An 18,346-nucleotide genomic window follows, 5' to 3' on the forward strand; every position below is an offset into this window, starting at 1 on the left:
GACCGGTAGCGCTGGTCGCACAAGTCATTCAAGCCTCCACTCATCCGCCCGCACGGTAGCCGTCCCCTTCACGGGGACCGTAACCCGGGCAACCACCTTCGGCCGCGGCGGCTGGAGCCCGCCGTCCCTCTCCCCACCCTTCACCGGGCGGGGCAGGGACGGAACCACGGGACGTGTGTGGAGAAAACCGCCGCTGTAATCCGGAAGGAACTGCCATATGGCACGCCTTGCTGGTGTTGACCTCCCGCGCGACAAGCGCATGGAGGTTGCACTCACCTACATCTACGGCATCGGCCCCGCCCGTGCCGCCGAGCTGCTGGAGAAGACCGGCATCTCTCCCGACCTGCGGTCCAAGGACCTCACGGACGAGCACATCTCCATTCTGAGGGACGCGATCGAGAGCACCTGGAAGGTCGAGGGCGATCTTCGCCGCGAGGTCCAGGCTGACATCCGTCGCAAGATCGAGATCGGTTGCTACCAGGGCATCCGCCACCGTCGTGGCCTGCCCGTGCGCGGTCAGCGCACGAAGACCAATGCTCGTACGCGCAAGGGCCCGAAGAAGACGATCGCAGGAAAGAAGAAGTAGTCTATGCCTCCCAAAGCACGCTCCGGCGCACGCCGTACCGGCCGTCGCGTCGTAAAGAAGAATGTGGCCCACGGCGCCGCATACATCAAGTCCACCTTCAACAACACCATCGTGTCCATCACGGACCCGAAGGGTGCTGTCATCTCCTGGGCCTCCTCGGGACACGTCGGCTTCAAGGGCTCCCGTAAGTCCACGCCGTTCGCTGCCCAGATGGCCGCCGAGTCCGCCGCCCGCAAGGCGATGGAGCACGGCATGAAGAAGGTCGACGTTTTCGTCAAGGGCCCGGGCTCCGGCCGCGAGACCGCCATCCGTTCCCTGTCCACCGCCGGCCTTGAGGTCGGAACGATCTCCGACGTGACCCCGCAGCCGCACAACGGCTGCCGTCCGCCGAAGCGTCGTCGCGTCTAGAAGAAAGGATAGGGATACCACATGGCTCGCTATACCGGATCCGCCACCCGTAAGTCCCGTCGTCTCCGCGTCGACCTCGTCGGCGGGGACCGCTCGTTCGAGCGTCGCCCGTACCCCCCGGGACAGGCCGGTCGTACGCGCATCAAGGAGTCGGAGTACCTGACCCAGCTGCAGGAGAAGCAGAAGGCCCGCTTCACCTACGGCGTCATGGAGAAGCAGTTCCGCCGTTACTACGCCGAGGCGAACCGTCGTCCCGGCAAGACCGGTGACAACCTGGTGATCCTCCTGGAGTCGCGTCTCGACAACGTCGTCTACCGTGCAGGCCTGGCCCGCACCCGTCGACAGGCACGTCAGCTCGTCTCCCACGGTCACTTCACCGTGAACGGCAAGAACATCAACGTGCCGTCCTTCCAGGTCTCCCAGTACGACATCATCGACGTCCGGGACCGTTCCCGCTCGATGCTGTGGTTCGAGGAGGCCCAGGAGCTCCTGGTCGACGCCGTCGTCCCGGCCTGGCTCCAGGTCGTGCCGTCCTCCCTGCGCATCCTCGTGCACCAGCTGCCCGAGCGCGCCCAGATCGACGTCCCGCTGCAGGAGCAGCTCATCGTCGAGTTCTACTCCAAGTAGGACGTTCGTCGCACCACCGTTTCACCCCGTCACCGCCTGCATGGGCCGGTGGCGGTTCCCGAGAAGTATTCAGTTGTTCATCCCTACGGCGTCAAATAACGGTCGCCACCTAGGAGAAGCAAGATGCTCATTTCACAGCGCCCGGCGTTGAGCGAAGAGTTCGTCAGCCCCGCCCGCTCCCGGTTCGTCATCGAGCCGCTGGAGCCGGGTTTCGGCTACACCCTCGGAAACTCGCTGCGCCGTACCCTGCTGTCGTCCATCCCGGGCGCAGCGGTCACCTCCATCCGGATCGAGGGTGTGCTCCACGAGTTCACCACCATCCCCGGCGTGAAGGAGGATGTCTCCGACATCATCCTGAACATCAAGGCCCTGGTTCTGTCCTCGGACTCCGATGAGCCGGTCACGATGTACATCCGCAAGGAGGGCGCCGGTGAGGTCACCGGGGCTGACGTCGTCACCCCGACCGGTGTGGAGGTCCACAACCCGGACCTGCACATCGCGACCCTGAATGAGCAGGGCAAGATCGACATCGAGCTCGTCGTCGAGCGTGGCCGCGGATACGTCCCGGCCGCACCCACCACCGGTGAGATCGGCCGTATCCCGGTCGACCAGATCTACTCCCCGGTGCTGAAGGTCAGCTACAAGGTCGAGGCAACCCGTGTGGAACAGCGCACGGACTTCGACAAGCTGGTCATCGACGTCGAGACGAAGAACTCCATCACCGCCCGCGACGCCATGGCGTCCGCAGGCAAGACCCTGGTGGAGCTGTTCGGTCTGGCCCAGGAACTCAACCTGGCTGCTGAAGGTATCGAGATCGGCCCGTCCCCGATGGAGACCGAGCACATCGCCGCCTACAGCACCCCGATCGAGGACCTCGACTTCTCCGTGCGGTCGTACAACTGCCTGAAGCGTGAGGACATCCACACCGTCGGCGAGCTCGCCGGCCGGACCGAGTCCGACCTGCTGGACATCCGCAACTTCGGTCAGAAGTCCATCAACGAGGTCAAGGTCAAGCTCGCTGAGCTGGGCCTGGGTCTCAAGGACGCGCCCGAGGGCTTCGACATCAACGACATTGAGGGCTACGACCCGGAGTCCGGCGAATTCGTCGACACCGAGGGCGAAGACATCGCAGAGTAGCAACTCGTTTCGGGAACCGCCGTCGGCTGTGCTGTGTGGGACACCGGTGGTTCGCCGACACCGCGCTTGACACAGTCTGACTAGAGAAACACACGAGGAGAAGTTATGCCTACCCCGAAGAAGGGTGCCCGCCTCGGCGGATCTGCTTCCCACCAGAAGAAGATCCTCGCCAACCTGGCAGCTCAGCTCATCGAGCACGGCGCCATCAAGACCACGGACGCGAAGGCCAAGCTGCTGCGCCCGTACGTCGAGAAGATCATCACGAAGGCGAAGAAGGGTACCGTCGCCGACCGTCGTAACGTGCTGAAGCTCATCACGGACAAGGAGGTCGTCGCCTACCTGTTCAACGAGCTCGCGCCGAAGTTCGAGGGCCGTAACGGTGGTTACACCCGCATCATCAAGCTCGAGAACCGTAAGGGTGACAACGCTCCGATGAGCCAGATCTCCCTGGTCCTCGAGGAGCTCGCCTCCTCCGAGGCGACCCGCGCCACCCGCGCGGCCGCCTCCAAGGCCGCCGAGGAGACCCCGGTCTCCGAGGACGCACCGGTCGTCGAGGCCGACGAGGCCACCGACGCCGCTGCCGCCGACGAGGCTGCAGAGGCTGAGGAGTCCACCGAGGAGAAGTAAGTCCCCGGTACTCTCCGCACCCGCGGAAACCGACCACGCCCGTCCCCACCGTGAAACGGTGAGGGCGGGCGTTGTTGCATGTGCAGTCGTGAACGTGGTTCCCGGCGTTCTCCTTGGTAGAGTCATGCCCTGTGTTGACCTACCGACTTTCCGGCGTGCTGCTGATCCTCAGCGGTCTCGCCACCGGGTTCGGCCACATCGCCGCCCTGCTGAGCTGGCGTGGCCTGTACTCCTTCACGGACAACCGGCTCGGCGACTACACCGTCACCGAATGCCAGGTGCTGCGCGACAACCTGGGCACCCGGTACGTCTGCAACCCCGCCTACCTGGTCACCAACGTGTCCTACGTGGCCGCGGGGTTCCTCATCGTCGTCGCCGCCGGGGTGATGTGGATCGCCGCCGGGTCGGAGAGGCACCGCTCGGTGCGCATGTCAGCGGTGCTCATCGGCGGCGCCGGCGCGATGTACATGCTGGCGGGCTTGTTCCCCTACGACGTGTCCGCGGCGATCCACGACCTGTCCATGTTGTTCTACGCGATCCTGATGTGGGCGTTCATGGCCTTCCTCACCGGTGTCGGGACGGCCCGCACCGCGGGGGGACGCGGCCCGCACCCGTTGATCTACGGCGGCTACCTGCCGATCACCCGCCTGATGCTCACCGCCTCGGTGGTGGGCCTGCTGGCGTTGCTGCTGCTCGGGCCGCGCGGTATGCCGGGCGCCTACGAGCGGCTGGCCTTCGACACGTTGACGGTCTGGTTGATGATCATCGGGGTGTGCATGTACTCCCTCGGCGGGGCGGGCGACCAGGAGAGCCGTCGCGTGGCCGAGATGGCTGAGACGGCCGAGTTCGAGGCCCTCGAGTTCCCGGACTCCGCCCCCGGCCACAACCAGCGCCGTTACCCGGGCTTCGCCGGACTGTCCGGTTCCCGGGCGAGCGGCTGGGGCCGGCGCCGACATGACGACCGCGACGGCAACACCACCCAGGAGGATTCATGACCGGGCAGGTCCGCGTCCGGCTCGACGTCGCCTACGACGGCACGGACTTCCACGGCTGGGCGCGCCAGAAGGGTCCGCAGGAGGGTCTGCGGACCGTCGCCGGTGTGCTGGAGGACGCCCTGTCGCTGGTCGTGCGGGAACCGGTGGAGCTCGTCGTCGCCGGACGCACCGACGCCGGCGTTCACGCCGACGGGCAGGTCGCGCACGTCGACCTGCCGTCCTCCGCGTTCGAGCAACGCTCGCTGGACCGACCGGAGGCGCTGGTGCGTCGGCTGTCGCGGATGCTCCCGACGGACATCCGCCTGCACGGTGCCACGGCCGCACCGGAGGGTTTCGACGCGCGGTTCTCCGCGCTGTCGCGGCGCTACCGCTACCGGGTGACCACCGCGGACGCCGGGGTGCTGCCGGTGCGCGCCCGCGACACCGCCACCTGGCGGCGCGACGTCGACCTCGCCGCGGTGCAGACCGCGTCGGACGTCCTAGTCGGCCTGCACGACTTCGCCGCCTTCTGCAAGTACCGGCCCAACGCCACCACGGTGCGCGAACTCCAGGAGTTCACCTGGCGTGACGTGTCCACCGTCGCCGAACCGCAGACCTACGAGGCGACGGTCGTGGCGGACGCCTTCTGCTGGTCGATGGTGCGCTCCCTGGTGGGCGCGGTGTTGAGCGTGGGGGAGGGGCGCCGCGACGAGGCATTCACCCGCGGGCTGCTCGACGAGCGTTCCCGCAGTTCGGCGGTGGCCGTGGCCCCAGCGTGCGGGCTGAACCTCGTGGAGGTCCAGTACCCGCCGCAGGACGAGATGGCGGCCCGCGTGGCCGTCACCCGTGACCGGCGGGCACCGGTGGACGCGCCGTCGGACGCGACGGGATCATCAGCGGAACCGTCCTGACCAGCACCACCATCGCCACCAGTTCGACGAGCGTCTGGGTGACCACCACCAGCGGGGCGAGTTCGTAGCCGGCGGGCAGGGCCAGCACCAGCGGCAGCACGACCAGCGAGTTGCGGGTCACCCCGGTGAACACCACCGCCCGACGCGCCGGCACGTCCAGCGCGCCCGGCGTCCCGGCGCAGGGGCGTCCGGCGAGCCAGCCCAGCGCCGTCATCACCACCACGAACGCCACGTACACCGGCACGACCTGCACCAGCCACGAGAGTTGCCGGTCCACCCCGGCGATCTGTGATGCCACCACCAGCGCCAGGGTCAGCATCATCAGCGGGACCATGAGCCCGGCCATCACCTCGCGCACGGCGTCCCCCGCCCGCCCGGGGATCGCCTGGGTCGCGGCGGCGGCGCACAGCGGCAGCACGATGAGCACCACGAACGCCTCGACGAAGGGGCCGGCGTCGAACCCTCCCAGGACCTCGGAGCCGAGGAAGGCCCACAGGTACACCGGCAGCAGCAGCATCTGGGCGGCCATGAGCAGCGGAGCGGCGGCGAGCAGCCGGTCTGCCGCGCCACCGGCCAGCCCGGTGAACACGATCACGTAGTCGATGCACGGGGCCAGCAGCACGAACAGCACCCCGACGAGCAGCACCTCGTCCCCGGCGATGGGCCGGGTCAGCAGCCACACCACCAACGGCACGGCCACGAAGTTCACCATGGCCACCGTGGCCAGGAAGCGCAGGTCGCGCAGGGTGGACAATGCCCGGCGCAGCGGGATGCCCAGGAACGTCACGTAGAGCAGCAGACCCAGCACCGGGTTCACCAGGTGCCCGGCCGCCCCGGCGGTACCGGACCCTGCCACCATGCCGACGACACCGCCGACAAGGATGGCGAGCAGGTACAGGGCGATCTGGTGGCGCTCCATGCCCGCGACGAGTCTCTTCACGGCCCCCAGGTTAGCGGGGCGCCCGGAGCGGCAGAGCGGTCACCTCGACAGTGACGTCGGCCGACGTCAGCGTCCCGGCGTCGAGGTCGACCACCACGTCCGCCACCACATCCGCGAGAAGCTCGTCCAACTCCCCGTCCTGCACCACCACGCGGCAGCGCTGCGGATGCCACGCGGCGCGCCACGCCTCGGCCGACTCGACCAGCGCCGCGTCCTGCCCCGGGACGCGGCCGGACGGCGCGACGGTGCGCGCGACCGTCGCGGCGTCCCGCCCGCGCAGCAGTACCGTGGTCCCCGGCGGCAGGTGCAGCACCACCGGCGCCCCGTACACGTCCGTGCCCACCATCCAGCCGGGCAGCGGGCCGGCCTGCAGCCCGCTGCGCATCGTCGCCGCCGCAGGTAGATCGGGCAACCGGGAGGCCAGCAGCCCACAGCCCGCCGCCGCCCACGGCATCCGCTCGGCCGCCTCGGCAGGCACGCCGACAAGGCAATGCCCAGGGATACGCAGCAGCGACGCCAGGCCCACGTAGGAACGCTCCAGCGGGGAGGACGCCCGCGGCGACGGGGCCACCGCGGTCGCCAGCAGCCCGGCGTCCACCCGCAGGCCCGCGGCGAGGCTCTCGAGCAGCGGGGCGTCCAGCGCCACGGGGTCGACGTGTGCCCCGCCCCAGGTCCGTGTGTGCGGCACGTGCACGCGGAACCACACCCGCTCGCCCTCACCGGCCGCGGCTCCGCCGTGCACCTGCCGGTGGTACCACCGCACCGCAGCCATAAACCTGCCCATGAACTCCCCCTCGGTTTCCCCTGCCCCGGCGCACCCGATGATGTACCATCCGCAAGCATAGGCACAGTGTGCCGGGGGAAACAACAGGGGGAAGTCTTTCATGAGGACCACAGGTCTGCAGGTGTCCGGTTACTCGTTCCTGCTGCGACGCGCCGAATTGGCACTGGTCACCGGGGATGCGCGTATGGCGCAGGACCCGTTGCGCACGCAGCGTCGGGCGGTGGGGGTGGGGATGCTGCTCACCCTGCTGGTCACCGGCGGGATCCTGCTGGTGGCGATGCTGCGGCCCCAGCCGTCCATCGACGACGCCGGCATCGTCGCCGACGAGGCCGGCACCCTGCACGTGCGCATCGGCACCGACTTCCACCCGGTGACCAACGTCGCCTCCGCCCGCCTGCTGCTCGGTGCACCCGAGGAGGTGACCTCCTCGACGTCGGGGCAGTTGGCGTCCTTCGGTACCGGGCCCACGCTCGGCGTGCCGGACGCCCCGGGCCTGGTGCCCGCCCCCGTGGTGTCCTGGGCGCGTTGCGCCGACGGGGTGGTCGCCGCACCCGCGTTGCCGGACGCCGGGGCGGCGGTGCTTGCCGCACCGTCCGGCACGTGGCTGGCGGTGGACGGACGACGGTTGCTGCTGCCGGACGGCCCGGTGCTGGCCCGGGCCCTGGGGGTGGCCCCGGTTCCGGTGAGCCAGGACGTGCTGGAGGTCCTGGACCGGGGGCCGGACGTGGCGTTGGGCTCGTTGCGGCACGCCGTCGCCGCCGGCGACCGGGTCTTCCTCACCGGGCAGGACGGTGTCGCCGAGGTCACCGGTGCGCGCCGGGCGATCGTGGAGGCCCTGGTGCCGCACCAGGCCAGCGAACCGTTGTCGGTGGTGCTGTCGCGACCGGAGGTCACCGGGCTGTCGGCCCTGTCGCATGTGCCGGTGGAGCTGGACCTGGTGGATGGGGTGACGGTGGGGGAGGTGTGCATCGGTGACCACGTTGTGGCGATCGATGATCTCGAGCGCGACGCCCCGCAGCCGGGCTCGCACTTCGTGGGCCCGCGGGGCACCTCCGCCCTGCTTACCGAGCGTGGCTACGTGCTCGTCGCCGAATCCGGGGTGCGCTACCAGGTGACGGCCGCCGAGGACCTGCGGGTGCTGGGGCTGGTGGAGGGTGAGGATGGTTCCGGTGTCGGGGACCTGGCGCAGGTGCCGTTCCGGGTGCTGGAGGGACTGCCGGACGGCGGGGTGCTCTCCGAGGAGCGGGCGAGCCGCACCCTCACCGGTCGCTAGCGGCGGACCCGAAGGATTAACGCGGTCAATATCGCCACCGCCACGACCCCCGCCAACGCCAGGGGAACCCGCAGGTCCGCCGGGACGTCGACGGCACGCACCACGGAGACCTCGGCGGGCATCTCGTAGTGCGCGGCGGCTTCAGCGTGCCCTGCGATTTCTGCGGAACCCGCCCGGTCCAGTACCGCGCCCACCGCCGCCACCGGGGAGACCACCGGCACCACACCCTGCTCGGCGGTGTCGACGAGCAGGGCGCGCACCTCGGCGGCGGAGAGTTCCGGGCGCAGCTGCCACACCAGGGCGGCCGTACCCGCGACCACGGGTGAGGCGAAACTGGTGCCGGAGAACGGGGCGGGGTCGCCGACGATCGTCCTGTCGGTGCCGTCGGTCTGCAGCGTCGCCGACACCGGACCGCCCGGTGCGTGCAGGTCCACCCACTCGCCGGGCACGGAGTAGTCGGCGGGGCGTCGTCCGGCGTCGGGGTCGGTGCCGGGATCGGTATCCGGTTCCCGCGCGTCGACCCCGCCCACGGTGAGTACACCGGGCAGCGCGGCGGGGTAGGGGACCTGGTCGTCCCGGCACTGTCCGGCGTTGCCGGCGGCGGCGACGAGCAGCAGCCCCTCGCGTTCCACGGCGTCGACGGCACGGCGTAGTTCGGCGGTGTCCTCGCAGGCCACCACGGAGACGTTGAGGATCCGCACCCCGTGTTCGGAGGCGGTGGTGCGGGCACGGTCGAGTGCGTCGACGAGGTCGGCGACGGTGGTGTTCGACCCGTCGCCCTGGCGTACGGAGACCACGCGTGCCCCCGGGGCGACGGTGCGCAGCACCCCGGTCACCGCGGTGCCTTGCAGCAGGCAGTGGTCCCGGTCGCCGGGGCGCTCGGTGACCACGCCGGGGGCGGAGGCCCCGGTGTCCACCACGGCGACCCCCACGTCGTGCCCGGTGGACAGGTCGTGCGGCAGGGCGACGTCGACGGGCAGGACGTCGCCGACGAGCGGCTCATCGCAGCGTTGCTGCGCCTGGGCCGGTGGCAGCACCACCGCGCCGGACGCCACGAGCAGGGCCAGCGGCACCAGCACCGCCGCCCGTACACGCTGCCGTATCGGGCTCATCCGATACCCCGCAGCACCTCGAAGACACCGGTGGTGCTGATCAGCAGTGGGACGGAGACGGTGAAGGCCACGGTCTCCAGCACGTCGAGGACGCGTCCGGCCAGCGGGGAGGTGATCCGCACCGCCGGCAGGGCCACCGGCGCCAGGGCCAGCAGCGACCACGGTGCGGGCAGCTGCAGCACCACCCAGAGAAGCAGGAGCACGGCGGTGACGGTGACGGTCACCGTGTGCACCGGGCGGGTGGCGCGCGCGGACAGGCCGGTCACGGCGACGGCGAGCAGCGCGGCCAGCGTCCACAAGCTCGCCTCGCCGTGAAGGGGCAGGAGCTGGACGGCACCGGCGAGGATGACCACACAGCAGGTCACCACGATGGCGGGGTGCAGGCGCAGCGCCCGGGCGGCCCGGTCGGAACGGTCGGCAGGGCTGTCGGTGGCCCCGGCGACCCCGCTGGCTCCGCCCTCCTGCGCGGCGGCGGCGAAGAGCCCGGTCGCCGGCACCCGCGGCAGGGTGATGCCGGCCAGGCCCACGGCGAGCTGCCCGGAGAAGGTCAACGCCACCACGGCCACCAGCGTGGTCAGCCCCGGGCTCACGTTGACCGCGGCGGCCAGCGCCAGGCCCACGGTCACGGTGCGCACAACCCCGGGGCGCCACACCGACATCGCGGCGAAAACGCAGGCCGTCAGAATGTTGACCTGCAGTCCGAGCCCGAAGCCGAGGACCGCCGCCACCGGTACGAAACGCCGGTCCACCAGGGAACCGGCGGCCGCGGCGAGCGTGGCGAGCAGCAGCACCGCGCACACCGCCAGCGCGCCGCCGCGTCCGGCGACGTCCCCGGCGAGCAGTGCCACGGCGAGGTCGCTGACGTCGGCGGGGTGCCAGCGCACGTGCTCCTCGGGGGCCCACAGCGGCGCCCACACGAGGGAGCACACCGTGGCGGTGAGCAGCGCGGCGACCCACACCGCCGGGGAGGACGCCACGGGCGCGCTGAGGCGTCCGACGTCGTCGACCGGCGGGGCGGGCAGCGCGTCCTTGTCGAGGGTGAGGCGTTCGCCGGGGCGGACCCCGGACTGCGCCAGGGAGTCCTCCGGGCGCAGCACGCCGAGCGGGCCGGACAAGCGCCAGACCTCCCCGGGGGAGGCGTCGACCAGGTGTGGGACGAGTTCGGCGACGGGCACGGTGTCGGCCACGGTGGCCTCCACGGTGCGCTCGCGTGCGACGGTGATGCTCACGGCGATCATGGGTGGTGTGGTTCCCCGGTTCTGTACTTTCCTGAGTCCCGCGGCCGGTCACGTCCCCCTGACGTGTCCCCGACGGCCACGGTCGGATGCTTCGAGAGTGTACAGTGATGTTCCGACAGCTGTCGCGCAGGGGGCGTGGCAGGGGGACGCGAGGGGATTTTCGCAGATGAAGTCGCAGGCACCACCGACGTTGCCGAAGAGCAAGCAGCCGTTCGTCCGGATCCTCATGCCCGTGGTGATGGTCGTCGCGGTGGTGGGCATGGTCGCCGCGATGGTGCTCTCGGGGATGGGCCGCTCGCCCATGTCCTTCATTTTTCCCTTAATGATGCTCAGCAGCCTGGCGATGATGATCAGCCCGGGCGGGCAGGACGTCGACGAGGTCCGCCGGGGTTTCCACCGGCACCTGGACGCCCTGTCGGACTCGTTGCACCGGGCGCGCCGGGAGCAGTGGGCGCGCATGGCGGTCACGCACCCGGACCCGCGCGCGCTGTGGACGCGCGTGACGGAGGACGGTACTCCCGGCACGGCAGAATCCGAGGGCACGGCCCAGCGTGCCGAGCCCGGGGTGGTGCGTATCGGCACGGCGGTGCAGGCGCCGGACGACCCGCTGGAGATCCCGGTCGACGCCCCGCCGGAGGACCTGGAACCGGTGTGCGCGACCACGTTGCGCGACCTGGCGCGCACCTACGCCACCATCGAGGCGCCGGTGGCGGTGGACCTGCGCGAGTTCGACTGCGTGGTGGTCACCGGCGACGGCGCGGGCGGGCTGGTCAACGCGATGCAGGGGCAGGCGGTGATGCAGGACGACCCGGCGGTGCGGGTCTCCGGACCGCACGACAGGTGGCTGTCCGCGGAGGACGGCACCTTGCACGTGCGCTTCCGCCACGTGGGTCGGGATGCTGCGCCACCTGCGGTGACGTCGGGGGCGGGCTCGGTCACGGTGCTCGCCGACCCGGCGTCGGTGGCGGCCGGGTGGCAGGACGCCGCCGCGGACGGCGGGCTGCTGCTCCACGCGCAGGACGGCGTCCTGGCGGCGTGGACGGTCGACGGGTGGCGTCCCTTCGCCACCGCCGACGAGCTCAGCGACGTGGAACTCGCCGCCCTGTGCCGGTCGCGGACCTCCTCCCGGGCGTCCCGCTCGGTGCTGGACGTGCCGGGCGGCGGACTGCGCGCGGCGGTCGGGTTCTCCCCGGCTCCGGTGCACCTGGACATCCGGGAGGCGGCGAAGGGCGGCATCGGTCCGCACGGGCTGTGCATCGGGGCCACCGGCAGCGGAAAATCCGAGTTCCTGCGTTCCGTGGTCACCAGCTTCGCCCACCGGCACTCCCCGGAGGAACTGAACTTCGTGCTGGTGGACTTCAAGGGTGGTGCTGCCTTCGCCGGCATGGAGCGGCTGCCGCATACCTCGGCGGTGATCACGAACCTCTCCGACGAGGCGGTGCTGGTCGACCGGATGCAGGACTCTCTACTCGGCGAGCTGCACCGTCGGCAGGAGAAACGGCACGCCGCGGGCATGGCGACGGCCGCGCAGTACAACCAGGTCCATCCCGGGGAGATGCCGGCGTTGTTCATCATCGTCGACGAGTTCTCCGAGCTGCTGCACGCCCGCCCGGAGTTCGCCGAGGTCTTCGCCGCGATCGGACGTCTCGGCCGCAGCCTGCAGATCCACCTGCTGCTCGCCAGCCAGCGGCTGGAGGAGGGCCGGCTGCGCGGCCTGGAGTCGCACCTGTCGTACCGTATCGCCCTACGTACGTTCTCCGCCTCGGAGTCACGCCAGCTCATCGGGTCCACGGCGGCCTATGAACTGCCCTCGGCCCCTGGTGCGGCGATCCTGAGTTCGGCGGGCCTGGGGTCCACCGGCCAGGTGCGTTTCCAGTCGGCGTACGTCTCCGGCCCCGAGGTGCCGCTGGACTCCCGGCTGGTGCGCGAGCTGGGCGTGGAGCCGGAGGCGGCGGGAACCACGATGGAGCTGGTCGTCGACCGGTTGGCGGGGCCGAACCGTAACCCGATCTGGTTGGAGCCCCTGCCGGAGCTGCTGCCGGCCAGTGCCGTGATGGGTGCAGGGGACACCCGTGCCGACGCGCTCACCGTTCACCTGGGCCTGGAGGACCTGCCCTTCGACGGGGTGCAGCGTCCGTGCGTGCTGGACCTGCGCCGACGCCACTGGGCGGTGGTCGGCCAGCCCGGCACCGGCAAGACGACGCTGGTGCGGTCGCTGGTGCTGGGCCTGGCGTTGAGCTCCCCGGGCGTGGCGGTGTACGTGGTGGACCCCGGTGGCGGGCTGCGCGACCTGGCGCGCCTACCGCAGGTCGCCGCGGTGGTGGGGGTGGACCTGCTGGGCCGGGTCCTCGACGAGCTCGGGCAGGACGCTACGGGTGGTGCAACGCACCGCGTGCTGGTCGTCGACGGTCTCGAAGCCCTCGACCCCTCCGGCGACGACGACCGGCGCCTGGCGTCGCTGGTCGCCGGCGGGATGCAGCGCGGGGTGCACGTGGTGGTCACCTCCCTGCGCTGGACGTTCCGTCCCGCCCTGCGTGACCTGCTCACCGGTGCGGTGGAGCTGCGCCTGACACCCGCCGAGTCGCAGTTCCGCGACGCCCAACGCACCCTGCCCGACCACCCGGGACGCGGGGTCTCCCCGGGTGGCAAGCACCTGCAGGTCGCCTACTCCGACGCCCAGGACGTGGAGCACGCGCGCAAGGTCAGCGTGGCGCGTGGGGAACAGGACCGCACCCTGCGCGTCCTGCCCTCGCAGGTCTGCGTCGATGAGCTGGAGGAGGTCTCCGGTGACCTGGTGGCCCTCGGCATGGGCGGGCGGACCCTGTCCACGGTCCACTGGGATCCGGAGGCGTTCCCGCACCTCACGGTGGTGGGGCAGGCGCGCGCCGGGGCCACGACCGCGCTGCGCACCGTCGCCTGGGCGTCCTCGCGCCGGGAGGGTGTGGAGGTGCTGGCCACGGACGTGCGCCGTGGGCTGCTCGGCGTGCCGGGGTACCGTCCGGCCGCGGGGTTCCTGCGTGCGCTGACCGGCTGGGTCGAGGAGCTGAAAGCACGGGTGCCGGGGGAGGACGCCGAGCTCACCGCCGCACAGTTGCGTGACCGTAGCTGGTGGAGCGGGACGCGGCGGGTGATCGTGGTCGACGACCTCGACCAGTCGGCCGACCTGGCCGCGGCGGTGGACCTGCTGGTGCCGTTGCTGCCGCACGCCGCGGACATCGGCCTGCACCTGGTCACGGCCCGACGCAGCGCGATGATGGGCCGCAGCGCCTACACCCCGTTGATGCAGGGGATCCGTGACCTGACCGGTTGGCTGGTGCTCTCGGCACCGCGGGAGGACGGCCCGGTCGCCGGGCAGGTGCTCACGTCCCGGTCGCCGGGACGCGGCGTGCTGGTGCAGGACGTCGCGGAGGACGTGCAGGTCGCGACGGTGGACACGGAGAACGCAGACACGGAGAAGGCGGGGGTGCGGGTATGAGCACGACGATGGTGGCCGACGCGGTGGCGCTCACGGAGTCCGGGGTGCTGGTCAACGGTCTGTGCGTGACGGACCTCCTCAGCGGGCTGGAGGTCCGTGGCGAAGATATAGAGGACACAGCGGACACAGGGGACGCGAGCCCGGTGTTCCGTGGCTCGGGTGTACCACTGCGGCGGTTGGAGTCTGTCCGTGAGCTGGTGGAGGAGGTGCTGGAGGCCCGGGCGGTGGACCCGGAACTCACCAGCGCCAACCCGGTGGTGCCGCGCACGGTCTTCCCCTGGGGGATCGGTGCGCAGGTGTCGGACGTGCTGGTCGTCGGGCCGGACAAGGAGGCCACGGCGGCGTACCTGCGGATCAGCGGGCTGCGTGCCCGCACGGTGGACGTGGGCCCGGCCCTGCGCCTGGCCGGTGACCTGGCGGCGGCGCGCGCCGAACTCGAGGACCCCGCCCCGCCGGAGCCGGAACCGGTGCAGGACGTCCCGCGGCGTCGGGGGCTCGTGTTGTCGGCGGTGGGGGCGACCGCAGTGGCCGCCGTGACCACAATCGCGCTGGTATCTACCGGTGTCGTGGGCGGCGGCGCGGCCGACGTCGCGGACCCGGCGGAGACGGCCCAGGCCGCAACACAGACGCCGGACGCCGCACCGCCTGAGGCGTCCGGGGCGTCCGATGCGTCCGGCACAGTGGAGGAGCCGGAGGCGGAGGCGTGGCGGGAGATGAGCTCCGGTGGTGAGATGGAGTACGCCGACCACCCGGACGCACCGCAGGTGACGGTGGACGTCCCCGGCTGGGAGGTCACCGAGAGCACCGCCGAGCGCGACATCTGGACCTCGGGGGACGCCGGGATGCGGGTGCTCCTCGCCGCGACGCCGACGCCCATCGGGACGCAGGGGGAGCTGGACACCGCGATGCTGCGCGCCCTCGACGGCGCCGACGACGTGGTGGTGACGAACCGGTCGCCGGTGTCCTACGAGGAGCACTTCCCGGACTCGACGACGTCGTGGCGCGTCCGGCTGGTCGACGGTCACCAGGTGTCCGTCGGCTGCCAGTACCGTGACCTCACCGAGGACCGGCAGGCGGTGTGCGACCGGTTCGGCGCGACCGCCCGGGTGCTACTTGCCGAGTGAGCTGAGCGACGGGTCGATCCGGTTGAAGCGCGACAGCTGGGTGACGTGCTGCGGGCCGAGCTCCTCGAGGCTGGTGACCTGCAGCAGCTTCATGGTGCGCTCGATCTGGGAGCGCAGGATGCTGATCGTGCGGTCCACGCCCTCGCGTCCGCCGGCCATCAGGCCGTAGAGGTAGGCGCGGCCGACGAGGGTGAAGTCGGCGCCGAGGGCCATGGCGGCCACGATGTCGGCACCGTTCATGATGCCGGTGTCGACGAGGATCTCCATGTCGCCGCCGACCTCGCGGACGACCTCGGGCAGCAGCTGGAAGGGTACGGGTGCGCGGTCGAGCTGGCGTCCGCCGTGGTTGGACAGCACCACGGAGTCGACGCCGAGGTCGGCGAGGGTCTTGGCGTCCTCCACGTTCTGCACGCCCTTGACGGAGATCTTGCCGGGCCACATCTCGCGGATGATCTCGAGGTCCTTGTAGTTGATGGTGGGGTCCATCGCGGAGTCGAGCATCTCGCCGACGGTGCCGCCGGTGGAGGTCAGGGAGGCGAACTCCAGCGGCGGGGTGGTCAGGAAGTCGATCCACCACCAGGGGCGCGGGATGGCGTCGAGCACCGTCTTGGCGGTGAGCTGCGGCGGGATGGAGAAGCCGTGGCGGGTGTCGCGCATGCGGTTGCCGGCGACCGGGGTGTCGACGGTGAAGAACAGGGTGTCGAAGCCGGCCTTGGCGGCGCGCTCGACGAGCCCGTAGGAGATGTCGCGGTCCTTCATCACGTAGAGCTGGAACCAGTTGCGGCCGTGCGGGTTGGTGGCCTTGACGTCCTCGATGGAGGTGGTGCCCAGGGTGGAGAGGCTGAAGGGGATGCCGGCGGCGGCCGCGGCGCCGGCGCCGGCGACCTCGCCCTCGGTCTGCATCAGGCGGGTGAAGCCGGTGGGTGCGATACCGAAGGGCAGGGCGGAGGTGCCGCCGTGGATGCTGGCGGTGGTGTCGATCTGCGAGGCGTCCTTGAGGATGGACGGGTGGAACTCGACGTCCTCGAAGGCCTGGCGGGCGCGTGCGATGGAGATCTCCTCCTCGGCGGCACCGTCGGTGTAGTCGAAGGCGGAGGCCGGGGTGCGCCGCTTGGCGATCTTGCGCAGGTCGTAGATGGTGAGGGCGGAGTCCAGGCGACGCTTCTTCGCGTTGAGCTCGGGCTTCTTGAACTGCATGAGTTCGAGGATCTCGGCGGGGTGGGGGAGTTGGCGCTTGACCATGGTGTTCTCCTTCGTGATGGGTGTGTGTGGTTTGTTATGGGTCCTATGAGGTCGGACCACAGGGTCCGTTTTCGAGCGTACTCGCTACGGGATCATCCAATCCAGGACGGTGGCCTGCAGTCCGTTGATCAGGCAGATGGCCGCGAGCATGCCGATGCTCCACCACATGACCTTGCGCAGGATCTCCGACTCGCGGCCGGCCAGGCCCACCGCGGTGGCGACGATCGTCAGGTTCTGCGGGCTGACGAGCTTGGCCACGACACCGCCGGAGGTGTTGGACGCCACCATCAGTGCCGGGTCCAGGCCGGCCTGGTTCGCCGCGGTCTGCTGCAGGGTGGCGAACAGGGCGTTGGCGCTGGTGTCCGATCCGGTGACTGCGGTGCCCAGCCAGCCCAGGAAGGGCGCGAAGAAGGCGAAGGCGGCGCCGGCACCGGCGATCCAGTGGCCGATGGTGATCGTCTGGCCGGACTGGTTCATCACGTACGCCAGTGACAGGACGGCGGCGACGGTGAGGATCGAGAACCGCATCTTCACCAGGTTCTCCCAGTACGCCTGCACGGCGACCTTCGGGGAGACCCGGTACACCGCGGCCACGATCACGCCGGTGATCATCAGCAGGGTGCCCGGTGAGGACAGCCACGGGAAGCCGTAGACGGTGGAGGAGGAGACCGAGCCGTCGGCGGTGAGCACGTTGCCGTCCAGGCCCGGCCACGGGATCGACACGTCGGTGGAGGCCAGGAAGTCGACGACCGGGTCCCACAGCTTGGCCACCGAGAAGATCACGATGACCAGCAGGTAGGGGAACAGTGCCATCAGGATGCGCGAGGTCGTCAGTTCGCGGGTGACCACCTCGGCGCCGCCGGCGGCCGCGGCGTGGGCGTTGTCGGTGCTCGTGACGTCCTGCACCTCGCCGTTCTCCTCCTCCTCACGACGTTCGGTGAGCAGCCGCTCCCGCGCCTCGGCGGTGCCCGCCGGGCGCCAGAACTGCAGCATGACCACGGCGACGGCGAGGCCGGCGAGCGCGGAGATGATGTCGGTGAGCTCCACGGAGATGTAGTTGGAGGAGATGAACTGGACCACCGCGAAGACCGCGCCGATGACCAGGGCGATCGGCCAGCACTGCTTCAGTCCCTTCTTCCCGTCCACCAGCAGGCAGAGGAACAGGGGGACGAACACGGCGATGAACGGGGTCTGGCGTCCGACGATGGCACCGATGTGCTCGTAGTCGATGCCGGTCAGCGCGCCGGCGGTGATGATCGGGGTGGCGATCGCGCCGAAGGCCACCGGGGCGGTGTTGGCGATGAGCACGGCGACGGCCGCACGCATGCGTGCGAAGCCGACGGCGAGCAGCATCACGCCGGTGATCGCCAGCGGGGCGCCGAAACCGGCGAGGGCCTCGAGCATGCCGCCGAAGCAGAACGCGATGAGGATGGCCTGCACACGCGGGTCGTCGGAGATGCGGTCGATCACCGCGCGCAGGTCGAGGAAGCGTCCGGAACGCACGGTGAGTTCGTAGAACCAGATCGCCGCGACCACGATCCACATGATTGGGAACAGGCCGAAGACCGCACCCTGGGTGGCCGAGAGCCCGGCCAGGTGCACGGGCATGCCGTACACGGCGACGGCGATGACCAGGGACACGGCCAGGGCGCTGAGCCCGGCCCAGTGGGCACGCCAGCGCAGCACGCCGAGGGTGACGAAGACGGTCGCCAGTGGCAGTAGGGCCACGAGTGACGAGAGGAAGAGGTTGTCCGCGACCGGCGCGAGGTCGGGTAGGTACGTGGAGCTCATGGGGTCCTCGAAGTGTGTCTGGGGTGTGACGGTGGCGCCACCCTACGGTCCGGTGACTCAGACCACATCAGTGGTCCGACCACAGCCTAGGGCACAT

16 protein-coding genes are annotated in these 18,346 nt (G+C 70.5%); 10 read left to right on the forward strand and 6 right to left on the reverse strand.

Going from position 1 to position 18,346, the window contains the following annotated elements:
• Positions 1–217: 217 nt before the first annotated feature.
• The 7 genes from rpsM to truA all read left to right on the forward strand — a co-directional run bounded on the left by rpsM (position 218) and on the right by truA (position 5,270).
• Positions 218–586, forward strand: coding sequence for a 30S ribosomal protein S13 (gene rpsM / locus ACT3S3_RS00275; protein WP_301443816.1), 369 nt, complete (start codon positions 218–220; stop codon positions 584–586).
• 3 nt (positions 587–589) lie between these two features.
• Entirely contained in the window at positions 590–994 is a 405-nt protein-coding gene (rpsK, locus tag ACT3S3_RS00280) for a 30S ribosomal protein S11 (protein ID WP_038546448.1), read from the forward strand.
• A 21-nt stretch (positions 995–1,015) separates the two neighbouring features.
• On the forward strand, positions 1,016–1,621 hold the full coding sequence (gene rpsD, locus ACT3S3_RS00285) for a 30S ribosomal protein S4 (RefSeq protein WP_038546451.1): 606 nt from the start codon (positions 1,016–1,018) through the stop codon (positions 1,619–1,621).
• A 123-nt stretch (positions 1,622–1,744) separates the two neighbouring features.
• Positions 1,745–2,758: a DNA-directed RNA polymerase subunit alpha gene (locus ACT3S3_RS00290; RefSeq protein ID WP_301443745.1), complete on the forward strand. Its 1,014-nt coding sequence runs from the start codon at positions 1,745–1,747 to the stop codon at positions 2,756–2,758.
• 105 nt (positions 2,759–2,863) lie between these two features.
• Positions 2,864–3,385 (forward strand): 50S ribosomal protein L17, encoded by a 522-nt coding sequence (gene rplQ, locus ACT3S3_RS00295; protein WP_301443746.1) that lies wholly within the window; start codon positions 2,864–2,866, stop codon positions 3,383–3,385.
• Between the two features lie 131 nt (positions 3,386–3,516).
• Positions 3,517–4,380, forward strand: coding sequence for a DUF998 domain-containing protein (locus ACT3S3_RS00300; RefSeq protein WP_441579149.1), 864 nt, complete (start codon positions 3,517–3,519; stop codon positions 4,378–4,380).
• On the forward strand, positions 4,377–5,270 hold the full coding sequence (truA, locus tag ACT3S3_RS00305) for a tRNA pseudouridine(38-40) synthase TruA (protein ID WP_301443748.1): 894 nt from the start codon (positions 4,377–4,379) through the stop codon (positions 5,268–5,270). Before ACT3S3_RS00300 ends, truA begins: the two co-directional genes overlap by 4 nt.
• Here truA and ACT3S3_RS00310 read toward each other — a convergent pair.
• Together ACT3S3_RS00310 and ACT3S3_RS00315 are read right to left on the reverse strand one after the other, a co-directional pair.
• A complete protein-coding gene (locus tag ACT3S3_RS00310; RefSeq protein WP_441579150.1) occupies positions 5,200–6,210 on the reverse strand; it encodes an arsenic resistance protein in 1,011 nt (336 codons plus the stop codon). The two genes, truA and ACT3S3_RS00310, sit on opposite strands and share 71 nt — an antisense overlap.
• A 10-nt stretch (positions 6,211–6,220) precedes the next feature.
• Positions 6,221–6,982 carry a hypothetical protein gene (locus tag ACT3S3_RS00315; protein WP_441588121.1) on the reverse strand — a complete coding sequence of 254 codons (762 nt, stop codon included), beginning with the start codon at positions 6,980–6,982 and terminating at the stop codon, positions 6,221–6,223.
• A 112-nt stretch (positions 6,983–7,094) separates the two neighbouring features.
• Here ACT3S3_RS00315 and eccB point away from each other — a divergent pair, with 112 nt between their 5' ends.
• Positions 7,095–8,267: a type VII secretion protein EccB gene (gene eccB / locus ACT3S3_RS00320; protein ID WP_444625989.1), complete on the forward strand. Its 1,173-nt coding sequence runs from the start codon at positions 7,095–7,097 to the stop codon at positions 8,265–8,267.
• On the opposite strand, the gene ACT3S3_RS00325 is transcribed toward eccB, so the two are convergent.
• Together ACT3S3_RS00325 and ACT3S3_RS00330 are read right to left on the reverse strand one after the other, a co-directional pair.
• A complete protein-coding gene (locus ACT3S3_RS00325) occupies positions 8,264–9,379 on the reverse strand; it encodes a S8 family serine peptidase (RefSeq protein WP_444625991.1) in 1,116 nt (371 codons plus the stop codon). The two genes, eccB and ACT3S3_RS00325, sit on opposite strands and share 4 nt — an antisense overlap.
• On the reverse strand, positions 9,376–10,617 hold the full coding sequence (locus ACT3S3_RS00330) for an EsaB/YukD family protein (RefSeq protein ID WP_301443096.1): 1,242 nt from the start codon (positions 10,615–10,617) through the stop codon (positions 9,376–9,378). The genes ACT3S3_RS00325 and ACT3S3_RS00330 overlap by 4 nt, the downstream gene beginning before the upstream one ends.
• A 166-nt stretch (positions 10,618–10,783) precedes the next feature.
• Between ACT3S3_RS00330 and ACT3S3_RS00335 the strand changes: the two genes are divergently transcribed.
• Both ACT3S3_RS00335 and ACT3S3_RS00340 read left to right on the forward strand, forming a co-directional pair.
• Positions 10,784–14,092: an FtsK/SpoIIIE domain-containing protein gene (locus tag ACT3S3_RS00335; protein ID WP_301443095.1), complete on the forward strand. Its 3,309-nt coding sequence runs from the start codon at positions 10,784–10,786 to the stop codon at positions 14,090–14,092.
• Complete coding sequence (locus ACT3S3_RS00340) at positions 14,089–15,216, forward strand: type VII secretion-associated protein (RefSeq protein ID WP_441579153.1); 1,128 nt, start codon at positions 14,089–14,091, stop codon at positions 15,214–15,216. Before ACT3S3_RS00335 ends, ACT3S3_RS00340 begins: the two co-directional genes overlap by 4 nt.
• Here ACT3S3_RS00340 and ACT3S3_RS00345 read toward each other — a convergent pair.
• The gene (locus tag ACT3S3_RS00345) at positions 15,202–16,458 is read right to left on the reverse strand and encodes an alpha-hydroxy acid oxidase (protein ID WP_441579154.1); all 1,257 of its coding nucleotides are present in this window, start codon (positions 16,456–16,458) and stop codon (positions 15,202–15,204) included. The two genes, ACT3S3_RS00340 and ACT3S3_RS00345, sit on opposite strands and share 15 nt — an antisense overlap.
• 84 nt (positions 16,459–16,542) lie before the next feature.
• Complete coding sequence (locus tag ACT3S3_RS00350; RefSeq protein WP_444625992.1) at positions 16,543–18,249, reverse strand: L-lactate permease; 1,707 nt, start codon at positions 18,247–18,249, stop codon at positions 16,543–16,545.
• Positions 18,250–18,346 lie beyond the last annotated feature (97 nt).

The sequence above is a fragment of the Corynebacterium sp. AOP40-4SA-5 genome, from assembly GCF_052377355.1.
Lineage (GTDB): Bacteria > Actinomycetota > Actinomycetes > Mycobacteriales > Mycobacteriaceae > Corynebacterium.